General features: G+C 74.2%; 14 protein-coding genes. 7 read left to right on the top strand and 7 right to left on the bottom strand.

Annotated elements, in window-relative coordinates; all coding sequences use genetic code 11:
- Window positions 1-310: 310 nt before the first annotated feature.
- Window positions 311-1,042 (bottom strand): VIT1/CCC1 transporter family protein, encoded by a 732-nt coding sequence (locus QUY26_RS30020; protein ID WP_289952070.1) that lies wholly within the window; start codon window positions 1,040-1,042, stop codon window positions 311-313.
- Window positions 1,043-1,369: 327 nt separating this feature from the next.
- On the opposite strand from QUY26_RS30020, the gene QUY26_RS30015 reads away from it, so the two are divergent.
- Genes QUY26_RS30015 through QUY26_RS29985 form a run of 7 tightly spaced genes read left to right on the top strand, consistent with a single transcriptional unit; the run spans window position 1,370 to window position 9,396 of the window.
- Window positions 1,370-2,374 carry an ADP-ribosylglycohydrolase family protein gene (locus tag QUY26_RS30015; protein ID WP_289952067.1) on the top strand — a complete coding sequence of 335 codons (1,005 nt, stop codon included), beginning with the start codon at window positions 1,370-1,372 and terminating at the stop codon, window positions 2,372-2,374.
- Entirely contained in the window at window positions 2,371-3,876 is a 1,506-nt protein-coding gene (locus tag QUY26_RS30010) for an ADP-ribosylglycohydrolase family protein (protein WP_436840430.1), read from the top strand. The genes QUY26_RS30015 and QUY26_RS30010 overlap by 4 nt, the downstream gene beginning before the upstream one ends.
- A complete protein-coding gene (locus tag QUY26_RS30005; protein ID WP_289952062.1) occupies window positions 3,773-4,969 on the top strand; it encodes an ADP-ribosylglycohydrolase family protein in 1,197 nt (398 codons plus the stop codon). The genes QUY26_RS30010 and QUY26_RS30005 overlap by 104 nt, the downstream gene beginning before the upstream one ends.
- Entirely contained in the window at window positions 4,966-6,414 is a 1,449-nt protein-coding gene (locus QUY26_RS30000) for an ADP-ribosylglycohydrolase family protein (RefSeq protein WP_289952061.1), read from the top strand. The genes QUY26_RS30005 and QUY26_RS30000 overlap by 4 nt, the downstream gene beginning before the upstream one ends.
- Entirely contained in the window at window positions 6,411-7,316 is a 906-nt protein-coding gene (gene rbsK / locus QUY26_RS29995; protein WP_289952059.1) for a ribokinase, read from the top strand. The genes QUY26_RS30000 and rbsK overlap by 4 nt, the downstream gene beginning before the upstream one ends.
- Window positions 7,313-8,539 carry a CaiB/BaiF CoA transferase family protein gene (locus tag QUY26_RS29990; protein WP_289952058.1) on the top strand — a complete coding sequence of 409 codons (1,227 nt, stop codon included), beginning with the start codon at window positions 7,313-7,315 and terminating at the stop codon, window positions 8,537-8,539. The genes rbsK and QUY26_RS29990 overlap by 4 nt, the downstream gene beginning before the upstream one ends.
- The gene (locus QUY26_RS29985) at window positions 8,536-9,396 is read left to right on the top strand and encodes an HpcH/HpaI aldolase/citrate lyase family protein (protein ID WP_289952056.1); all 861 of its coding nucleotides are present in this window, start codon (window positions 8,536-8,538) and stop codon (window positions 9,394-9,396) included. The genes QUY26_RS29990 and QUY26_RS29985 overlap by 4 nt, the downstream gene beginning before the upstream one ends.
- Before the next feature lie 9 nt (window positions 9,397-9,405).
- Here the strand turns inward: QUY26_RS29985 and lgt are convergent, their stop codons facing one another.
- The 6 genes from lgt to trpC all read right to left on the bottom strand — a co-directional run bounded on the left by lgt (window position 9,406) and on the right by trpC (window position 15,043).
- Window positions 9,406-10,362, bottom strand: coding sequence for a prolipoprotein diacylglyceryl transferase (gene lgt / locus QUY26_RS29980; protein ID WP_289952053.1), 957 nt, complete (start codon window positions 10,360-10,362; stop codon window positions 9,406-9,408).
- A 152-nt stretch (window positions 10,363-10,514) separates the two neighbouring features.
- Window positions 10,515-11,297 carry a DsbA family protein gene (locus QUY26_RS29975; RefSeq protein WP_289952052.1) on the bottom strand — a complete coding sequence of 261 codons (783 nt, stop codon included), beginning with the start codon at window positions 11,295-11,297 and terminating at the stop codon, window positions 10,515-10,517.
- 63 nt (window positions 11,298-11,360) lie between these two features.
- A complete protein-coding gene (trpA, locus tag QUY26_RS29970) occupies window positions 11,361-12,176 on the bottom strand; it encodes a tryptophan synthase subunit alpha (RefSeq protein ID WP_289952051.1) in 816 nt (271 codons plus the stop codon).
- Window positions 12,173-13,468: a tryptophan synthase subunit beta gene (gene trpB, locus QUY26_RS29965; protein WP_289952050.1), complete on the bottom strand. Its 1,296-nt coding sequence runs from the start codon at window positions 13,466-13,468 to the stop codon at window positions 12,173-12,175. The genes trpA and trpB overlap by 4 nt, the downstream gene beginning before the upstream one ends.
- Before the next feature lie 450 nt (window positions 13,469-13,918).
- Window positions 13,919-14,140 carry a tryptophan biosynthesis modulator TrpM gene (gene trpM / locus QUY26_RS41225; RefSeq protein WP_436840538.1) on the bottom strand — a complete coding sequence of 74 codons (222 nt, stop codon included), beginning with the start codon at window positions 14,138-14,140 and terminating at the stop codon, window positions 13,919-13,921.
- A gap of 93 nt (window positions 14,141-14,233) precedes the next feature.
- Window positions 14,234-15,043 carry an indole-3-glycerol phosphate synthase TrpC gene (trpC, locus tag QUY26_RS29960; RefSeq protein WP_289952048.1) on the bottom strand — a complete coding sequence of 270 codons (810 nt, stop codon included), beginning with the start codon at window positions 15,041-15,043 and terminating at the stop codon, window positions 14,234-14,236.
- Window positions 15,044-15,276: the final 233 nt, after the last annotated feature.

The raw sequence follows: 15,276 nt of genomic DNA, 5'->3' as shown, positions 1-15,276 counted from the left end.
CCGGGCGACTGGGGCTCCGGGGGCGCGAGCGGCGATAGGGACGACGTTGGCCCTGGCTAAATTTCGTGCAGGTTACATGATGGACCGCTTCTCGAAAAGCGGATACTTCATTCCAACATGTGGACACGCTCTGGGGGTCAAGAGCGGCCGGGGAGGGGACCCGGAGCGGACAGATCGGTGGCCGCGGGGGTCCGGAGCGCCGGGAGCCTCATTGCCCGCAGCGCTTACGGCTCATGCCCAGCGGTCAAGGAATCGAAACCGCACGGTAACGACTACTTATGCAGAATCCTGCATACACCTGCACGGCCGCCTATCCTACGGCCGTTCCGAACAGGCTGCCCAGGGCGTACGTCACACCCGCGGCCGCGCCTCCCAGAGCCAACTGCCGCAGCCCGCTGAACCACCACGACCGCGCGGTCACCTTCGCCACGACCGCACCGCACGCGAAGAGCCCGACCAGCGCGAGGACCAGCGCGGGCCACAGGGCACTGGCCCCGAGCAGATACGGCAGTACGGGCAGCAGCGCGCCCAGCGCGAAGGCGCCGAAGGAAGACACCGCGGCTACGAGGGGCGAGGGCAGATCCCCCGGGTCGATGCCCAGCTCCTCGCGGGCGTGGATCTCCAGGGCCTGCTCGGGGTCCTTGGACAGCTGCCGGGCGACCTCACCGGCGAGCTTCGGCTCGACGCCGCGCGACACGTACAGCGCGGCGAGCTCCCGCTCCTCGTCCTGGGGGTGCTTGCGCAACTCCCGTCGCTCCACGTCCAGTTCGGCCTCGACCAGCTCGCGCTGCGAGGCGACGGAGGTGTACTCGCCCGCGGCCATCGAGAACGCGCCGGCCGCGAGCCCCGCGAGGCCGGTGATGACGATGGTCTCCCGCGACACCGCCCCGCCCGCGACACCGGTCATCAGGGCCAGGTTGGACACCAGACCGTCCATGGCGCCGAAGACGGCGGGGCGCAGCCAGCCGCCGTTGACATCGCGGTGGGTGTGGTTGTCCCGGTGCGCCTCGTGCAGCGGGGCCTCGGCCTCAATGATCGCCATGACGGAAAACAGCTCCTCCCACTCGAATGGGGGCACACACGTGGACGGGGGCACACGTCACCCCGGTACAGAGCACTCCGGCTCCGGCCCCTCCCCCTCGGACACCCTCGAAAGTACGCGCGAAAAATCTTGCCCGCCAGCAAGGAAGGCCGTACTTACCTGCGAAAACGCGCCTCGGCGACCCCTCCCACGGCCCCCCTCGCACGACGCCCCCGGCATGCCGAAGGGGTGACGCTGAGCGCACGGATGCTCACATGAGTGCCGTCGCGTGGCAGGGATGGTCCAACGCACTGCAACCCGGCAGTCAGCGTGACAGGGAGGCACGGCATGGCATCGGTCGCATGTGTTCCCTCGGTCCCGGCCCCCGGTGACGCCGGCGGACTGCGCGAGCGGGCCCGCGGGGCGATGCTCGGCCTCGCCGTCGGCGACGCGCTCGGCGCGCCCGCGGAGAACATGTTGCCCTCCGAGATCCGGCGCCGCTGGGGCCGCATCACGGGGTACGTGGTCGAGCATCCTGCGGGCACGGACGACACCGAGTACGCCATCTTCTCCGGGCTCCTGCTCGCCCGGCACGGCTCCGCGCTCACCGTCGCGCACGTCGAGGCGGCCTGGCACCAGTGGATCGCCGACCTCGACGAAGGCCCGTTCCGCGGCGCGGGGTTCAGCGAACGCGGCACCCTGGAGAACCTGCGCCGCGGCCTCGCCGCGCCCATCTCCGCACAGCACCGGCACGCCTGGAGCGACGGCCTGGCGATGCGCGCCGCCCCCTTCGGCGTCTTCGCCGCGGGCGCCCCCGCCGAGGCGGCCCGCCTCGTCGCCGTCGACGGCACCGTCAGCCACGAGGGCGAGGGCATCCACGGCGGCCGGGCGGTGGCGGCGGGCGTGGCGGCGGCGATGGCGGGCGCGCCGGTGGAGTCGGTGGTCGCGGCGGCCCTGTCCGTCATCCCCTCCGACAGTTGGACCGCCCGCTCACTGCGCCGCGCCGTCGCCGTCGCCCACCGCGGCGAACGCGCGGTCCGCTCGGCGGTCGTCATCGGCGGCTACCCGTGGACGGACCTCGCCCCCGAGGCGGTCGGCCTGGCCTTCGGCGCGTACGCGGCCGCCGGGGGCGACTTCGCGACGGCGGTCCTCACGGCGGTGAACATGGGCCGCGACGCCGACACCACGGCTGCGGTCGCGGGCGCCCTGGCAGGCGCGACCTGCGGCGCGACAGCGATCCCCCCGACCTGGTCCACCCCCATCGGCCCGGCCCGCGGCACCTGCCTGCCTTCGATGCGGGGCCATCACGTCCTGGACATCGCGGAGTTGCTCACACCGGACGGGGAAGAATGATGAAACCCGCGTCCCCCGCTGCAGGCGGCTCGCCCGCCCCCGCTGCAGGTGACTCGCCCACTCCCGCTGCAGGCGGCTCGCCCGCCCCCGCTGTGGGCAGCTGGTCCGCCCAGAGGGCGATAGGGGCATCCCCCGCGCGAGCGGAGCCGAGAGCCCGGGGAAGGGTGGGCACAGCGGACCACGCGGCGCCGCGCGACGCACTCGACCTGACCTCAGCCCCAGCGCCGGGCCACCCATGTCCCCCCGGGACAAGGCACCGCGCCGAAGGCCTCCTCCTGGGCCTGGCCGCAGGCGACGCCGCGGGCTGGCCCTCGGCCCGCCACCGCGCCGCGAGAATGCCCACCTGGACCCGCCGCCTCACCCGCGAACTGGACACCTTCGCCGAACACAACGCGACCACCACCCTCCCCGTCCCCATCGCCCTGAACCAGCCCCCCGAGCCCCTCCGCCTCGGCCCCTCGGACGACGCGGAGTGGGCGGCCTTCACCGCCGAGGCGGTCCTGAAGGCGACGGACGGCACCCTGGACCGCACCCTCAGCAGGGACCGCCGCACCCGCGCGACCCTCGCCCTGGCCTGGAACACCCTGGCCAGCGAGGTGGCCGCGGCAGCGGCCCGCGCCCCGGAGGTGGAGTCCGCCGTGCTCCCCCTGCGCGCCCGCATCTCCGTACGCGCGGGCCTCGGCAACCTGGCCGCGGGCCTGCACCCACCCGCCACCGGCCACGACAACCCGCACTTCTTCGACGACGCCGCCTGCGTACGCGCCTGCGTCCTCGCCCTGGTCCACCCCGGAGATCCCGAACGGGCCGCCGACCTGGCCGAGTTCGACGCCCGCTACACCCAGGACGGCGACGGCGTGCACGGCGCCCGCGCGATGGCCGCGGCGATCGCGACCGCGCTCGCGGGCACGTCCCCCGAGGAGGCCGCGGCGGCGGCCCTCGCCCAGCTTCCCGCGCACACGGAGATCGGCCGCAACGCCCGCCACGCCCTGCGCCTGGCCCGCGACTGCGCACCGCACCCGCACCGCGGCGACGCCACCTTCGCCCTGGTCCCGCTCCTGGAGCACCAGATCGTCGACCACGTCTACAGCTACGGCATCGCCGCCGCCGAGACCGTCCCGGTGGCCCTGGCCCTGGCCGTCGCCTCCGGCGGCCGGATCCGCGAGGCGGTGCCCGCGGCGGCCTGCCTGTCCCGCGTGGCGGACTCCGCGCCCGCCCTCACCGGCGCGCTGACCGGCGCCCTGGCCACGGCCAGCGCCATCCCGTACACGTGGCGGGAGACCTGCCGCACCCTCTCCGGCTGTGCCCTGCCGCGCCTCGCGGGCACCGATCTGGTGGAGCTGGCCGGGCAGTTGGCGCGGGCGCACACCGAACCACCCACCCCACAGGAGGACTCGGGACATGCCACCACTGGATCCGACACCGGGGAGCTCCCGGGCGAGCCGGCCGACGCTGACCCTCACCGACCGCGTGACGGGCGCCCTGGTCGGCGCGGCGGTCGGTGACGCCCTCGGCGGCCCCGTCGAGGGCTACTCCCCCGACCAGATCACCGAGCGCCACGGCGGCCGCGTCCGGGGCGTCGTCGGACCCTGGCACGGGGACGACTGGCGCACGGCCCGCCCCGTGGCCCCGTACCACAAGGGCGACGGCCACATCACCGACGACACCTTGCTGACGCACGCGCTGATCCGCGTGTACGCCACGGTCCGCGACCACCTCGACGCGTACGCGATCGCCGACCATCTGGTCCCCGACCTGATCACGACCCCCCGCTGGATCCCCGAACTCGAAGCCGACGCCCTCCCCCTGCACCGCCTCTTCCTCGCCGAGAAGTGGCTCGTGGCCCGCCTCCACTACGGCCACGTCGACCCGCGCGAGGCGGGCGCGGGCAACATCGTCAACTGCGGTGCCGCGATGTACATGGCGCCGGTCGGCCTGGTCAACGCGGCGAACCCGGCGGGCGCGTACGCCGAGGCCCTGGACGTCGCGGGCGCCCACCAGTCGTCGTACGGCAGGGAGGCGGCCGGGGTCTTCGCGGCGGCGGTGGCGGCGGCCTGCGTCCCCGGCGCGACGCCCACGTCGGTCGTCGACACCTGCCTCGCCCTGGCGAAGGACGGCACGCGCGCGGCGATCGAGGCGGTGGCCGAAGTGGCGTCCGGGTACGACGAGTTCGAGCCCGCCCTCGCCCCGGTCCGGGCGGCCGTCGCCCCCTTCGACACGGTCGGCCCCGACTACCGCGCCCCCTCCCTCGGCGCCCGCCGCCCCTCCCGCCTGCACGCCATCGAGGAGCTGCCCGTCGCCCTGGCCATGCTCCTGATCGCCGACGGCGACTACCGCCAGGCGGTCCTCGGCTCGGTGAACTACGGGCGCGACTGCGACTCGACCGCGACGATGAGCGGCGCGATCGCCGGCGCCCTGCACGGCGCGTCCCCCGTCCCCGAGGACTGGTCGGCGACGGTCGCCGAGGCAAGCCGCCTCGACCTCCACGCCCCCGCCCGCGCCCTCACGGAAGTCGCCCGGGAGATCTTCACCAAGGACCGCGCCCGCCGCCGCACCCACGAGTCGGCGTTCACGGCCCTGACGGACGCGGTCGAATGATGCGCCTGACCTGGCTCCAGCCCGAGGACCTCCTCCCGCACGAGTTCCGCCAGGCGGAGGAGGAGGGCCGGGACGTCACCGAGGCAGTCACCCGCTGGCTGGCAGCGGGCGGCTGCGCCGCCCCACCCCGGTCGGGCGCGTCCCCGACCCGGGCCTCGCCACAGCTACGGGCCCTTGCGGAAGATCTATTGACCGAACTCGGACAGGACCTGGAAGACGAGACCGCACCGGCACATCCCCAGCCCGTCCGGCGCTTGAGGACGAGGCGCGAAGCGCCGACAAGCGGGGGCCCGGGGGCGGCAGCCCCCGGTTCGGGAAGGGGCGGGCCCGGGGAGCCCCCGGCAGGGCACCAGCCCCGCGTCCACGCCGCCTGGCTGGGCAGAGCCGCAGGCTGCCTCCTCGGCAAGCCGGTCGAGAAGCTCCCCCTGGAAGGCATCCGCGCCCTCGCGAAAGCCACCGGCAACTGGCCCCTGACCACCTGGTTCACGGCAAGAGACGTCCCACGGGAACTCCTCACCACGTACCCCTGGAACAGACGCTCCGCCCCGACCTCCCTCGCCGAGAACATCGACGGCATGCCGGAGGACGACGACCTCAACTACCCCCTCCTGAACCTGCTGCTTCTCCAGCGCCACGGCAAGGCGTTCACGACGCACGACGTGGCCGCGCTGTGGCTGGAGGAACTGCCGGCCGCGAGGACGTTCACGGCGGAACGCGTGGCGTACCGCAACCTCCTGAACGGCGTACCGCCGCCGCGAACGGCCCGCCACCACAACCCGTTCCGCGAGTGGATCGGCGCCCTGATCAGGGCGGACGTGCACGGCTGGACGAACCCGGGCGACCCGGACGCGGCGGCCGAGCAGGCGTACCGGGACGCGTGCCTGACGCACACGGGGAACGGCGTGTACGGGGCGATGTTCGCGGCGGCGACGGTCGCGACGGCGGCGTCCGGCACGGCCGACGTGCACGCGAGCCTGGCGGCGGGCCTCGACGCGGTCCCGCCGGACTCGCGCCTCGCCGGGGCGGTCCGCCGCGGCATCCGGCTCGCCGGGGAGCACCGGGACTTCGACGCGGTGGTGGACCGGCTGCACGCGGAGTTCGGCGGCTACCACTGGGTCCACGTCGTCCCGAACGCGGCGCTGCTCGCGGCCGCCCTCACGCACGCCGACGGCGACTTCACCGCCTCCATCACGCGCGTGGTGTCGGGCGGCTGGGACACGGACTCCAACGGGGCGACGGCGGGCTCGGTCGCGGGTCTGCTGGCCGGCCGCCCGGACGCGCTCCCCGAACGCTGGACGGCGCCGCTCAGGAACCGGCTCGCGACCTCGGTGGGCGGCTTCCACGGCACCGGCTTCGACACCCTCGCGGCGCTCACGGCCCGCCTGACCACCGCACCCGCGCCGCCTACCGCCGACCCCACCCCCCAGGAGGCACCCCGCCCATGACCCGTCCCCACATCGCCGTCCTCGGCAGCACCAACATGGACCTCGTCGCGTACGTGGCCAGGGCCCCGCAGCGCGGGGAGACCGTCACCGGCCGCGAGTTCCGCACCGTCCCCGGCGGCAAGGGCGCCAACCAGGCCGTCGCCGCGGCCCGAGCGGGCGCCACCGTCGCGATGATCGGCGCGGTCGGCAACGACGTCTTCGGCTCCCGACTGCGGTCCGCCCTCGACCACTCGGGCGTGGACACCGACCTGCTGCGCACCGTCGAGGGCCCGAGCGGCACGGCGCACATCGTCGTGGACGACGACGGCGGCAACGCGATCGTCGTCATCCCCGGCGCGAACGCCACGCTCACCACGCTCTCCGCGGGCGACAGGGCCGAGATCGCCTCCGCCGCCGCGCTCCTGCTCCAGCTGGAGGTCCCGCTGGAGGGCGTCCTCGCCGCCGCGCGGGCCGCCCGCGAACACGGCGTGCGCACCATCCTCACCCCGGCCCCGGCCCAGCCCCTGCCGCCCGAACTCCTCGCCGTCACCGACCTGTTGCTCCCCAACGAGCACGAGGCCGCCGCCCTCACCGGCATCACCGACCCGGCCGCGGCGGCCCAGGCGCTCCTCTCCCAGGTCCCGGAGGTCGTGGTGACGCTCGGCGCGGCGGGCAGCCTGTACGCGGCCCGGGGCGCCGAGCCCGTCACGGTGCCCGCGCGGCGGGTCGCGGCGGTGGACACGACGGGCGCGGGAGACACCTTCGCGGGCGCGCTCGCGGTGGCGCTCTGCGAGGGCAGCTCCCTTCCGGAGGCGCTGAGTTGGGCGTCGACGGCGGCCGCGCTCTCCGTGCAGAGGCCGGGCGCGGCGACCTCCATGCCGTACCGCGCGGAGATCGACACCGAGGCGGGAGCGACGACATGACCACCGCGACGCCCCCGACTGCGCCCCCGCCCTCACCACCACCCCTGACGGGACTGCGCGTCCTCGACCTGGCCACCCTCTTCGCCGGTCCCCTCGCCGCCACCCTCCTCGGCGACTTCGGCGCGGACGTCGTCAAGGTCGAGCACCCCACACGGCCCGACCCGTCCCGGGGGCACGGCCCCTCGAAGGACGGCGTCGGCCTGTGGTGGAAGCTGCTCGGCCGCAACAAGCGCACGATGACCCTCGACCTCTCCACCCCGGGCGGCCGCGCCACGCTGCTCCGCCTGGCCGCCGAGGCGGACGTGGTCGTCGAGAACTTCCGCCCCGGCACCCTGGAGAAGTGGGACCTCGGCTGGCCGGAGCTGAGCGCCGTGAACCCGCGCCTCGTCCTGGCCCGCGTCACCGGCTTCGGCCAGTTCGGGCCGTACGCGCGCCGCCCCGGATTCGGCACTCTCGCGGAGGCGATGTGCGGGTTCGCCGCGGCCACCGGGGAGCCGGACGGGCCGCCGACGCTGCCGCCGTTCGGCCTCGCGGACTCCATCGCGGGCCTGGCGACGGCGTACGCGGTCATGACCGCGCTCGCGGCGCGCGAGAGCACGGGCCGCGGCCAGGTCGTCGACATGGCGATCATCGAGCCGATCCTCACGGTGCTCGGCCCGCAGCCCCTCTGGTACGACCAGCTCGGCCACGTACAGCCGCGCACCGGCAACCGCTCCGCGAACAACGCGCCCCGCAACACCTACCGCACGGCGGACGGCAAGTGGGTCGCCGTCTCCACCTCCGCCCAGTCGATCGCCGAGCGCGTGCTGTGCCTGGTGGGCCGCCCCGACCTGGCCGCCGAGCCGTGGTTCGGCTCCGGCACGGGGCGCGCCGCCCACGCGGACGTCCTGGACGAGGCGGTCGGGGCGTGGATCGGTGACCGCACCCGCGCCGAGGTGATCGAGGCGTTCGAGAAGGCGGAGGCCGCGGTGGCCCCGATCCAGGACGTGCGCGACGTCATGACCGATCCCCAGTACGCGGCCCTCGGCACCATCACCACCGTCCGCGACGACCCGGAGCTGGGTGACCTGCGCATGCAGAACGTGCTGTTCCGCCTCAGCGAGACCCCCGGCGCCATCCGCTGGGCGGGCCGCTCGCACGGCGCCGACACCGACGCGGTCCTCACCGATCTCGGCCTCACCGGCGACGAGATCACCTCGCTGCGCGAGGCGGGCGCCGTATGAGACCGATCCCGCTGACCTGGCTGTACGTCCCCGGGGACCGGCCCGACGTGGTGGCGAAGGCGCTCGTGGCGGGCGCGGACGTGGTGGTGGTCGACCTGGAGGACGCGGTGGCGCCGGCCCGCAAGGAGTACGCGCGGGCGGCCACCGCGGAACTCCTCGCCGAGCCGCCGCCACCGCCCGGCGCCGCGGGCCCCGCGCGCCCTTCGGTCCAGGTGCGCGTGAACGCGCTCGGCACCCCGCTGTCCGACGCGGACCTGAAGGCGATCGCCCCGCTGCCCGGCCTCGCCGGACTGCGGCTGCCCAAGGTCACCTCACCGGCCGAGGTGATCCGCGCGGCGGAGCGGGCGGCGCCGCACGACGGCGGGGCGCCCGCCCTGCACGCCCTCCTGGAGTCCGCCCTCGGCATCGAGCGGGCCCACGCCATCGCCACCGCGCACCCGGCCCTGCGCGGGGTGTCCATCGGGGAGGCCGACCTCCGCGCCGACCTGGGCGTACGCGAGGACGCGGGGCTCGACTGGGCGCGCTCGCGGGTGATCGTGGCCGCGCGGGCGGCGGCGCTCCCGGCGCCGCCGCAGTCGGTGCACCCCGACATCCGCGACACGGACGGCCTCGCGGCCTCCTGCGCGCACGGCCGCACGCTGGGCTTCCTGGGCCGCGCGGCGATCCACCCGCGCCAGCTCCCCGTGATCGAGCGTGCCTATCTGCCCACCGCGCGGGAGATCGAGCAGGCCGAGGCGGTGCTCAAGGCGGCGGCGTCCGAGGAGGGCGCGCTGGCCCTCCCGGACGGCCGCTTCGTGGACCGGGCGGTGGTGGAGCAGGCCCGCAGGACGCTGGCCCTGGCCGGGACCGGGCCGTAGCGGGGCCCGTCAGCCCTTGTCGGCCGCCGCGTCCGTGGGCTTCTCCGGCTTGGTCAGGGACGGGGCCTTGGTGTCGCCACCGGCGCCGTCACCGGCCTCGGTGGCGTCCTCCTCGGCGTCACCGGTGTCCGACAGCTGCCTGTCCTCCGCCGCGCCGGGTTCGACGATCTCCTCGCGGCCGGGCCGCGTCCGCGCCGACACCACGAAGTAGACGACGGCCAGGACGAAGACGAGCAGCGCCGTCCAGTTGTTCAGGCGCAGGCCGAGGACCTCGTGCGCGTCGTCGACGCGCATGTACTCGATCCAGAAGCGGCCCACGCAGTACGACGCGACGTACAGCGCGAAGGCGCGGCCGTGGCCGAGCTTGAAACGGCGGTCGGCCCAGATGACCAGGATCGCGACGCCGACGCACCACAGCGACTCGTACAGGAACGTCGGGTGGTAGGTGCCGGGGACCCGGCCGTCCTCCGCGGAGGTGATCTTCAGGGCCCACGGCAGGTCGGTCTTCTTGCCGTACAGCTCCTGGTTGAACCAGTTCCCCCAGCGGCCGATGGCCTGGGCGACGGCGATGCCGGGCGCCAGCGCGTCGGCCCACGCGGGCAGCGGGATGCCCCGGCGGCGACAGCCGATCCAGGCGCCGACGGCGCCGAAGGCGACGGCGCCCCAGATGCCGAGCCCGCCCTCCCAGATCTTGAAGGCGTCCACCCAGTCACGGCCGTCGCTGAAGTACAGCTGGTAGTCCGTGATCACGTGGTAGAGGCGGCCGCCGACGAGTCCGAAGGGCACCGCCCACACGGAGATGTCGGCCACGGTGCCCGGCCGGCCGCCGCGGGCGATCCACCGCTTGTTGCCGAGCCACACGGCAACGAAGACGCCGATGATGATGCAGAACGCGTAGCCGCGCAGCGGAATCGGGCCGAGATCGACCACTCCGCGCGAGGGGCTGGGGATATAGGCAAATTCCATGGCAGGGTCGACGCTACCGTGCCGAGCGGCGACGACGGCAGCCAGCCCCGCAACGGGTCCATAACGGGCCCCGGAAACAGCGGCGACAGCGGGCCCGGGGCGGGGCGGACGTCCCCGTCCCGGGTCGGGCGAGCCGCCGCCCCGCTCCGCGGCTACTGGTTCGCCTTCTCCACCATGGCCTTCAGCTTCTGGGGGGTGAGCGGGTTCTGCTGGTCGCCGAAGATGTCCTTGCCGTCGAGCAGGACCGTGGGCGTGCCGCGGAGCTTGGCCTTCTGGAAGGCCTCGTGGGACTTGCCGACCCAGCTGTTGTGGGTGCCGTCGTTCACGCACTTCTTGAACGGGGCGGTGACAAGGCCGTCGACCTTGCCCGCCAGCTCGATCAGCTTGGCGTTGTCGGCGAAGGCGTCGTCGGGCTCCGGCGGCTGGTTCTTGAAGAGCTCGTCGTGGTACGGAGCGAACTTGCCCTGGTCCTGGGCGCAGGCGGCGGCGTTGGCGGCGTGCAGGGAGCCACTGCCACCCATGTTGCCGTCGATGAGGGTCGCGAGGTGGTAGTTCACCTTCAGCATGCCGCGGGCCGCGAGGTCGTTGATCGTCGAGCGGTACATGTCCTCGAACTGCTTGCAGGCCGGGCAGCGGAAGTCCTCCCAGACCGTGAGCGTGGACTTCGCGCTGTCCTTGCCGAGCGGGATGGACAGCTTGTCCTCGCCGCTCGCGCCCTTGGGCACGACGACGGGACCCGCGGTGTCCTTGTCCTTCTTGTCGTCGCCCGCGCCCGCCGCGAGGACGCCGACGACCGCGGCCAGGCCGAGCACGCCGACGACGGCGGCGCTGACCAGGAGCGTGCGGCGCCGCTTGTCGCGCGCCTTCTGTCGCTCCCGCTCCGCCGCGAGGCGTTCACGGGCCGATTGCTTACCTTCTCGGTTCTTCTCGCTCACATCGGGGCAAACGAACCGGGGAGGCCCGTGCGGCCTCCCCGGTCCCAGGACCACCCTTACGGATTACGCGTGTTCGCGTACGCCCTTCGCCAGTTCACCGGCGAGTTCACGGACCGCGGTGATGCCGGCCGCCGCGTCGTCGGCGTCCAGCATCCGCTGGACGAACGCCGAGCCGACGATGACGCCGTCGGCGAAGCCCGCGACCTCGGCGGCCTGCGCGGCGTTCGAGACGCCGAGGCCGACGCAGACCGGCAGGTCGGTGGTGGCGCGGGTGCGCTCCACCAGGTCCTGCGCCTGGGCGCCCACGGACACGCGGGTGCCGGTGACGCCCATCAGGGAGGCCGCGTACACGAAGCCCGAACCGGCCGCCGTGATCGTCGCGAGCCGGGCGTCCTTGCTGCTCGGGGCCACCACGAACACGGTCGCGAGGTCGTGCTCGGCCGCGTGCTCGCGCCACAGCGCCGACTCCTGGACCGGCAGGTCGGGCAGGATGCAGCCCGCGCCGCCCGCCTGCGCGAGCTCGGCGGTGAAGCGCTCCACGCCGTAGCGGTCGATGGGGTTCCAGTACGTCATGACGAGCACCGGCTTGCCCGTGGCCGCATGCGCCTCGCGCACCGTGCGGAACACGTCGGCGATCTTCACGCCGCCGCGCAGGGCGATGTCGTCGGCGGTCTGGATGACCGGCCCGTCCAGGACGGGGTCGCTGTGCGGCAGGCCGACCTCGACGACGTCGGCGCCGCCGTCGAAGGCCGCCTTGACGGCCTCGATGCCGCCGTCCACGGTGGGGAAGCCCGCCGGGAGGTAGGCGATCAGGGCCGACCTGCCCTCGGCCTTGGCGGCGGCGAGGGTGTCGTTCAACAGCTGGATGTTCCCGCTCACTTGGCGTCCCCCTCGATCTCGGCGTGCGCGCCGGCCGCGTCCGCCGCGACGGCGGCGGCTGTGTCGTCGACGCCGTACAGGTTGAAGTAGCGGGCGGCGGTGTCCATGTCCTTGTCGCCCCGGCCCGACAGGTTGACGACGATCAGCCCGTCCTTGCCCAGCTCCTTGCCGACCTCCAGGGCGCCCGCGAGGGCGTGCGCGCTCTCGATCGCCGGGATGATGCCCTCGGTGCGCGAGAGCAGACGCAGGGCCTCCATCGCGGCGGCGTCGGTCACCGCGCGGTACTCGCCGCGGCCGCTGTCCTTGAGGAAGGCGTGCTCGGGGCCGATGCCCGGGTAGTCGAGTCCGGCCGAGATCGAGTACGGCTCGATGATCTGGCCCTCCTCGTCCTGGAGTACGTAGCTGCGGGAGCCGTGCAGGATCCCCGGTTCGCCCGCGGTCAGCGTGGCGGCGTGCTCGCCGGTCTCCACGCCGTGCCCGGCGGGCTCGCAGCCGATGAGGCGTACGTCCGCGTCCGGGACGAACGCGTGGAACAGGCCGATCGCGTTGGAGCCGCCGCCGACGCAGGCGACGGCCGCGTCGGGCAGGCGTCCGGCGCGCTCCAGGATCTGCCGCCGCGCCTCGACGCCGATGACGCGGTGGAAGTCGCGGACCATGGCCGGGAAGGGGTGCGGGCCCGCCACGGTGCCGAACAGGTAGTGCGTGTGGTCGACGTTGGCCACCCAGTCGCGGAACGCCTCGTTGATCGCGTCCTTGAGCGTGCGGCTGCCCGACTTCACGGCGATGACCTCGGCGCCGAGCATGCGCATCCGGGCGACGTTGAGGGCCTGCCTCTGGGTGTCGATCTCACCCATGTAGATGGTGCACTCGAGCCCGAACAGCGCGCAGGCCGTGGCCGTCGCGACGCCGTGCTGGCCCGCGCCCGTCTCGGCGATGACCCGGGTCTTGCCCATGCGCTTGGTGAGCAGCGCCTGCCCGAGCACGTTGTTGATCTTGTGGGACCCGGTGTGGTTCAGGTCCTCCCGCTTGAGGAACACCCGGGCGCCGCCCGCGTGTTCGGCGAACCTCGGCACCTCCGTGAGGGCGCTCGGGCGGCCCGTGTAGTTCACGAGCAGGTCGTCCAACTCGCGGGCGAACTCCGGGTCCGCCTTCGCCTTGTCGAACTCGACGGCCACCTCGTCGACGGCGGCGACGAGCGCCTCCGGGATGAACTTGCCGCCGAACGCGCCGAAGTACCCTTCGGCGCTCGGGATCCGACCCTCCGGGTCGGGGATGAAGTACTCGCTGGGCATGGGGAACCTCGCGTGATGTGGGGTGGACTGTCGGTCACCGTATTGCGCGAGCGCCTCTGGCCGGCGGGGGGGGTGGGGGCGGCAACTGTTCCCGCCGCTGCGCGGCGGATTGCCCCACCCGCCCGCCCGTGACCCTGGGGCCCGGGTGGCCCTGCGGACCGCCGTGCGGCGGGAGCCCTCGACCCCGGGCGCGGGTGCGGAAGCCGTCCCGCCGCTGCGCGGCGGATCGCCCCACCCGCCCACCCGTAACTGTGGGACCCGGGTGCGGGAACGGGCCCACCCCGCAGGTGCAGGTTCTCCCACCCACCCGGGGGCCGGGTTCTCCCACCCACCCGGGGGTCCGGGGGCGGAGCCCCCGGGTTCGGGAAGGGGCGGGGTTGGGGAAGGAAAGAATCCGCCGCCACGGCGAGCAACCCCCACCGGCGAGTCCCGGCGGTACCGAACTCCCCGCTAGCGATGCCGCAGGCAAAGGCGCAGGCGCGCGTCGCGCGGGCGCCATCGCATGCCGTTGACCTGCCCGGGCTCGTCCCCGATGACGTACCGGACCCGGCGCCCGTGCACGCGCCGCGCGGGCGCCCTGCACCCCCGCGGCCGACAGCCACGGGCAAGCCGGGCGTACGGGTCACGGGCACCCGAGAGGCCCGCGGGCCCCGGCGGGACCGAGGGGGCCACGGGCGCAGCCGACCGCACGCACACGCGGCCGCCGTCCGGGCGCGAGCCCGGGCGGTCGGCGGCGGCGAAGAGGTGGGCGGACATCGGTGCGGGTCAGCTCCTGCCGTGCCGCAGGGCCGGGTGGGCCCCGGCGGCGACGAGGTCGGACACGGCGCCCCGCGGGTCCCGGCCGGTGACGAGGGACTCGCCGACGAGCACCGCGTCGGCGCCGGCGTTGGCGTAGGCGATGAGGTCGTGCGGCCCGCGCACCCCGGACTCGGCGATCTTCACGACGGAGTCGGGCAGCTCGGGCGCGACCCGCTCGAAGGTGTCGCGGTCGACCTTGAGGGTCTTCAGGTCGCGCGCGTTGACGCCGATGACCTTCGCGCCCGCGTCGACGGCCCGCTCGGCCTCGTCCTCGTCGTGGACCTCCACGATCGGGGTGAGGCCGATGGACTCGGCGCGCTCGATCAGCGACTCGAGGGCAGGCTGGTCGAGGGCGGCGACGATCAGCAGGGCGAGGTCGGCGCCGTACGCCCGGGCCTCCCACAGCTGGTACGACGTGACGATGAAGTCCTTGCGGAGCACCGGGATGTCGACCTTGGCGCGCACGGCCTCCAGGTCGGCGAGCGAGCCGCCGAAGCGGCGCTCCTCGGTGAGCACGGAGATGGCGGCGGCGCCACCGGCCTCGTAGTCGGCGGCGAGCCCCGCGGGGTCGGCGATCGCGGCGAGCGCGCCCTTGGACGGGCTGGAGCGCTTGACCTCGCAGATGACCTTGACGCCGTCGCCGCGCAGGGCGGCCACCCCGTCCTTGGCGGCGGGGGCCTTCGCGGCGCGGTCCTTGAGCTCGTCGAGGCTGACGCGCGCCTGCCGCTCTGCGAGGTCGGCACGGACTCCGTCGATGATCTCGTCGAGCACACTCACGCGAGCGGCCCCCTTCCAGGACGGTTGAATCTACGTTCAAGCAGTTTCAGAGCGGTGTTGCAGCAGAACACTGCCCCTCGGTCGGCCCTCGACGGGCTTTCCCATGGTCACTGCGATGGTATCCGCAGGAGGGCGAAGGACCCGCATCCGGTTGACGTGGGTCCCACGACCTGGACATTTGTCAGGCGTGCGGCGGAGTGCTAGGACGCGTCGGCCGGGCCCCCGGAGGTGCC

The sequence above is a fragment of the Streptomyces flavofungini genome (assembly GCF_030388665.1).
Classification (GTDB): domain Bacteria; phylum Actinomycetota; class Actinomycetes; order Streptomycetales; family Streptomycetaceae; genus Streptomyces; species Streptomyces flavofungini_A.
The sequence above is the reverse complement of the archived record's forward strand: the minus strand, read 5'-3'. Positions and strand labels throughout refer to the sequence as shown.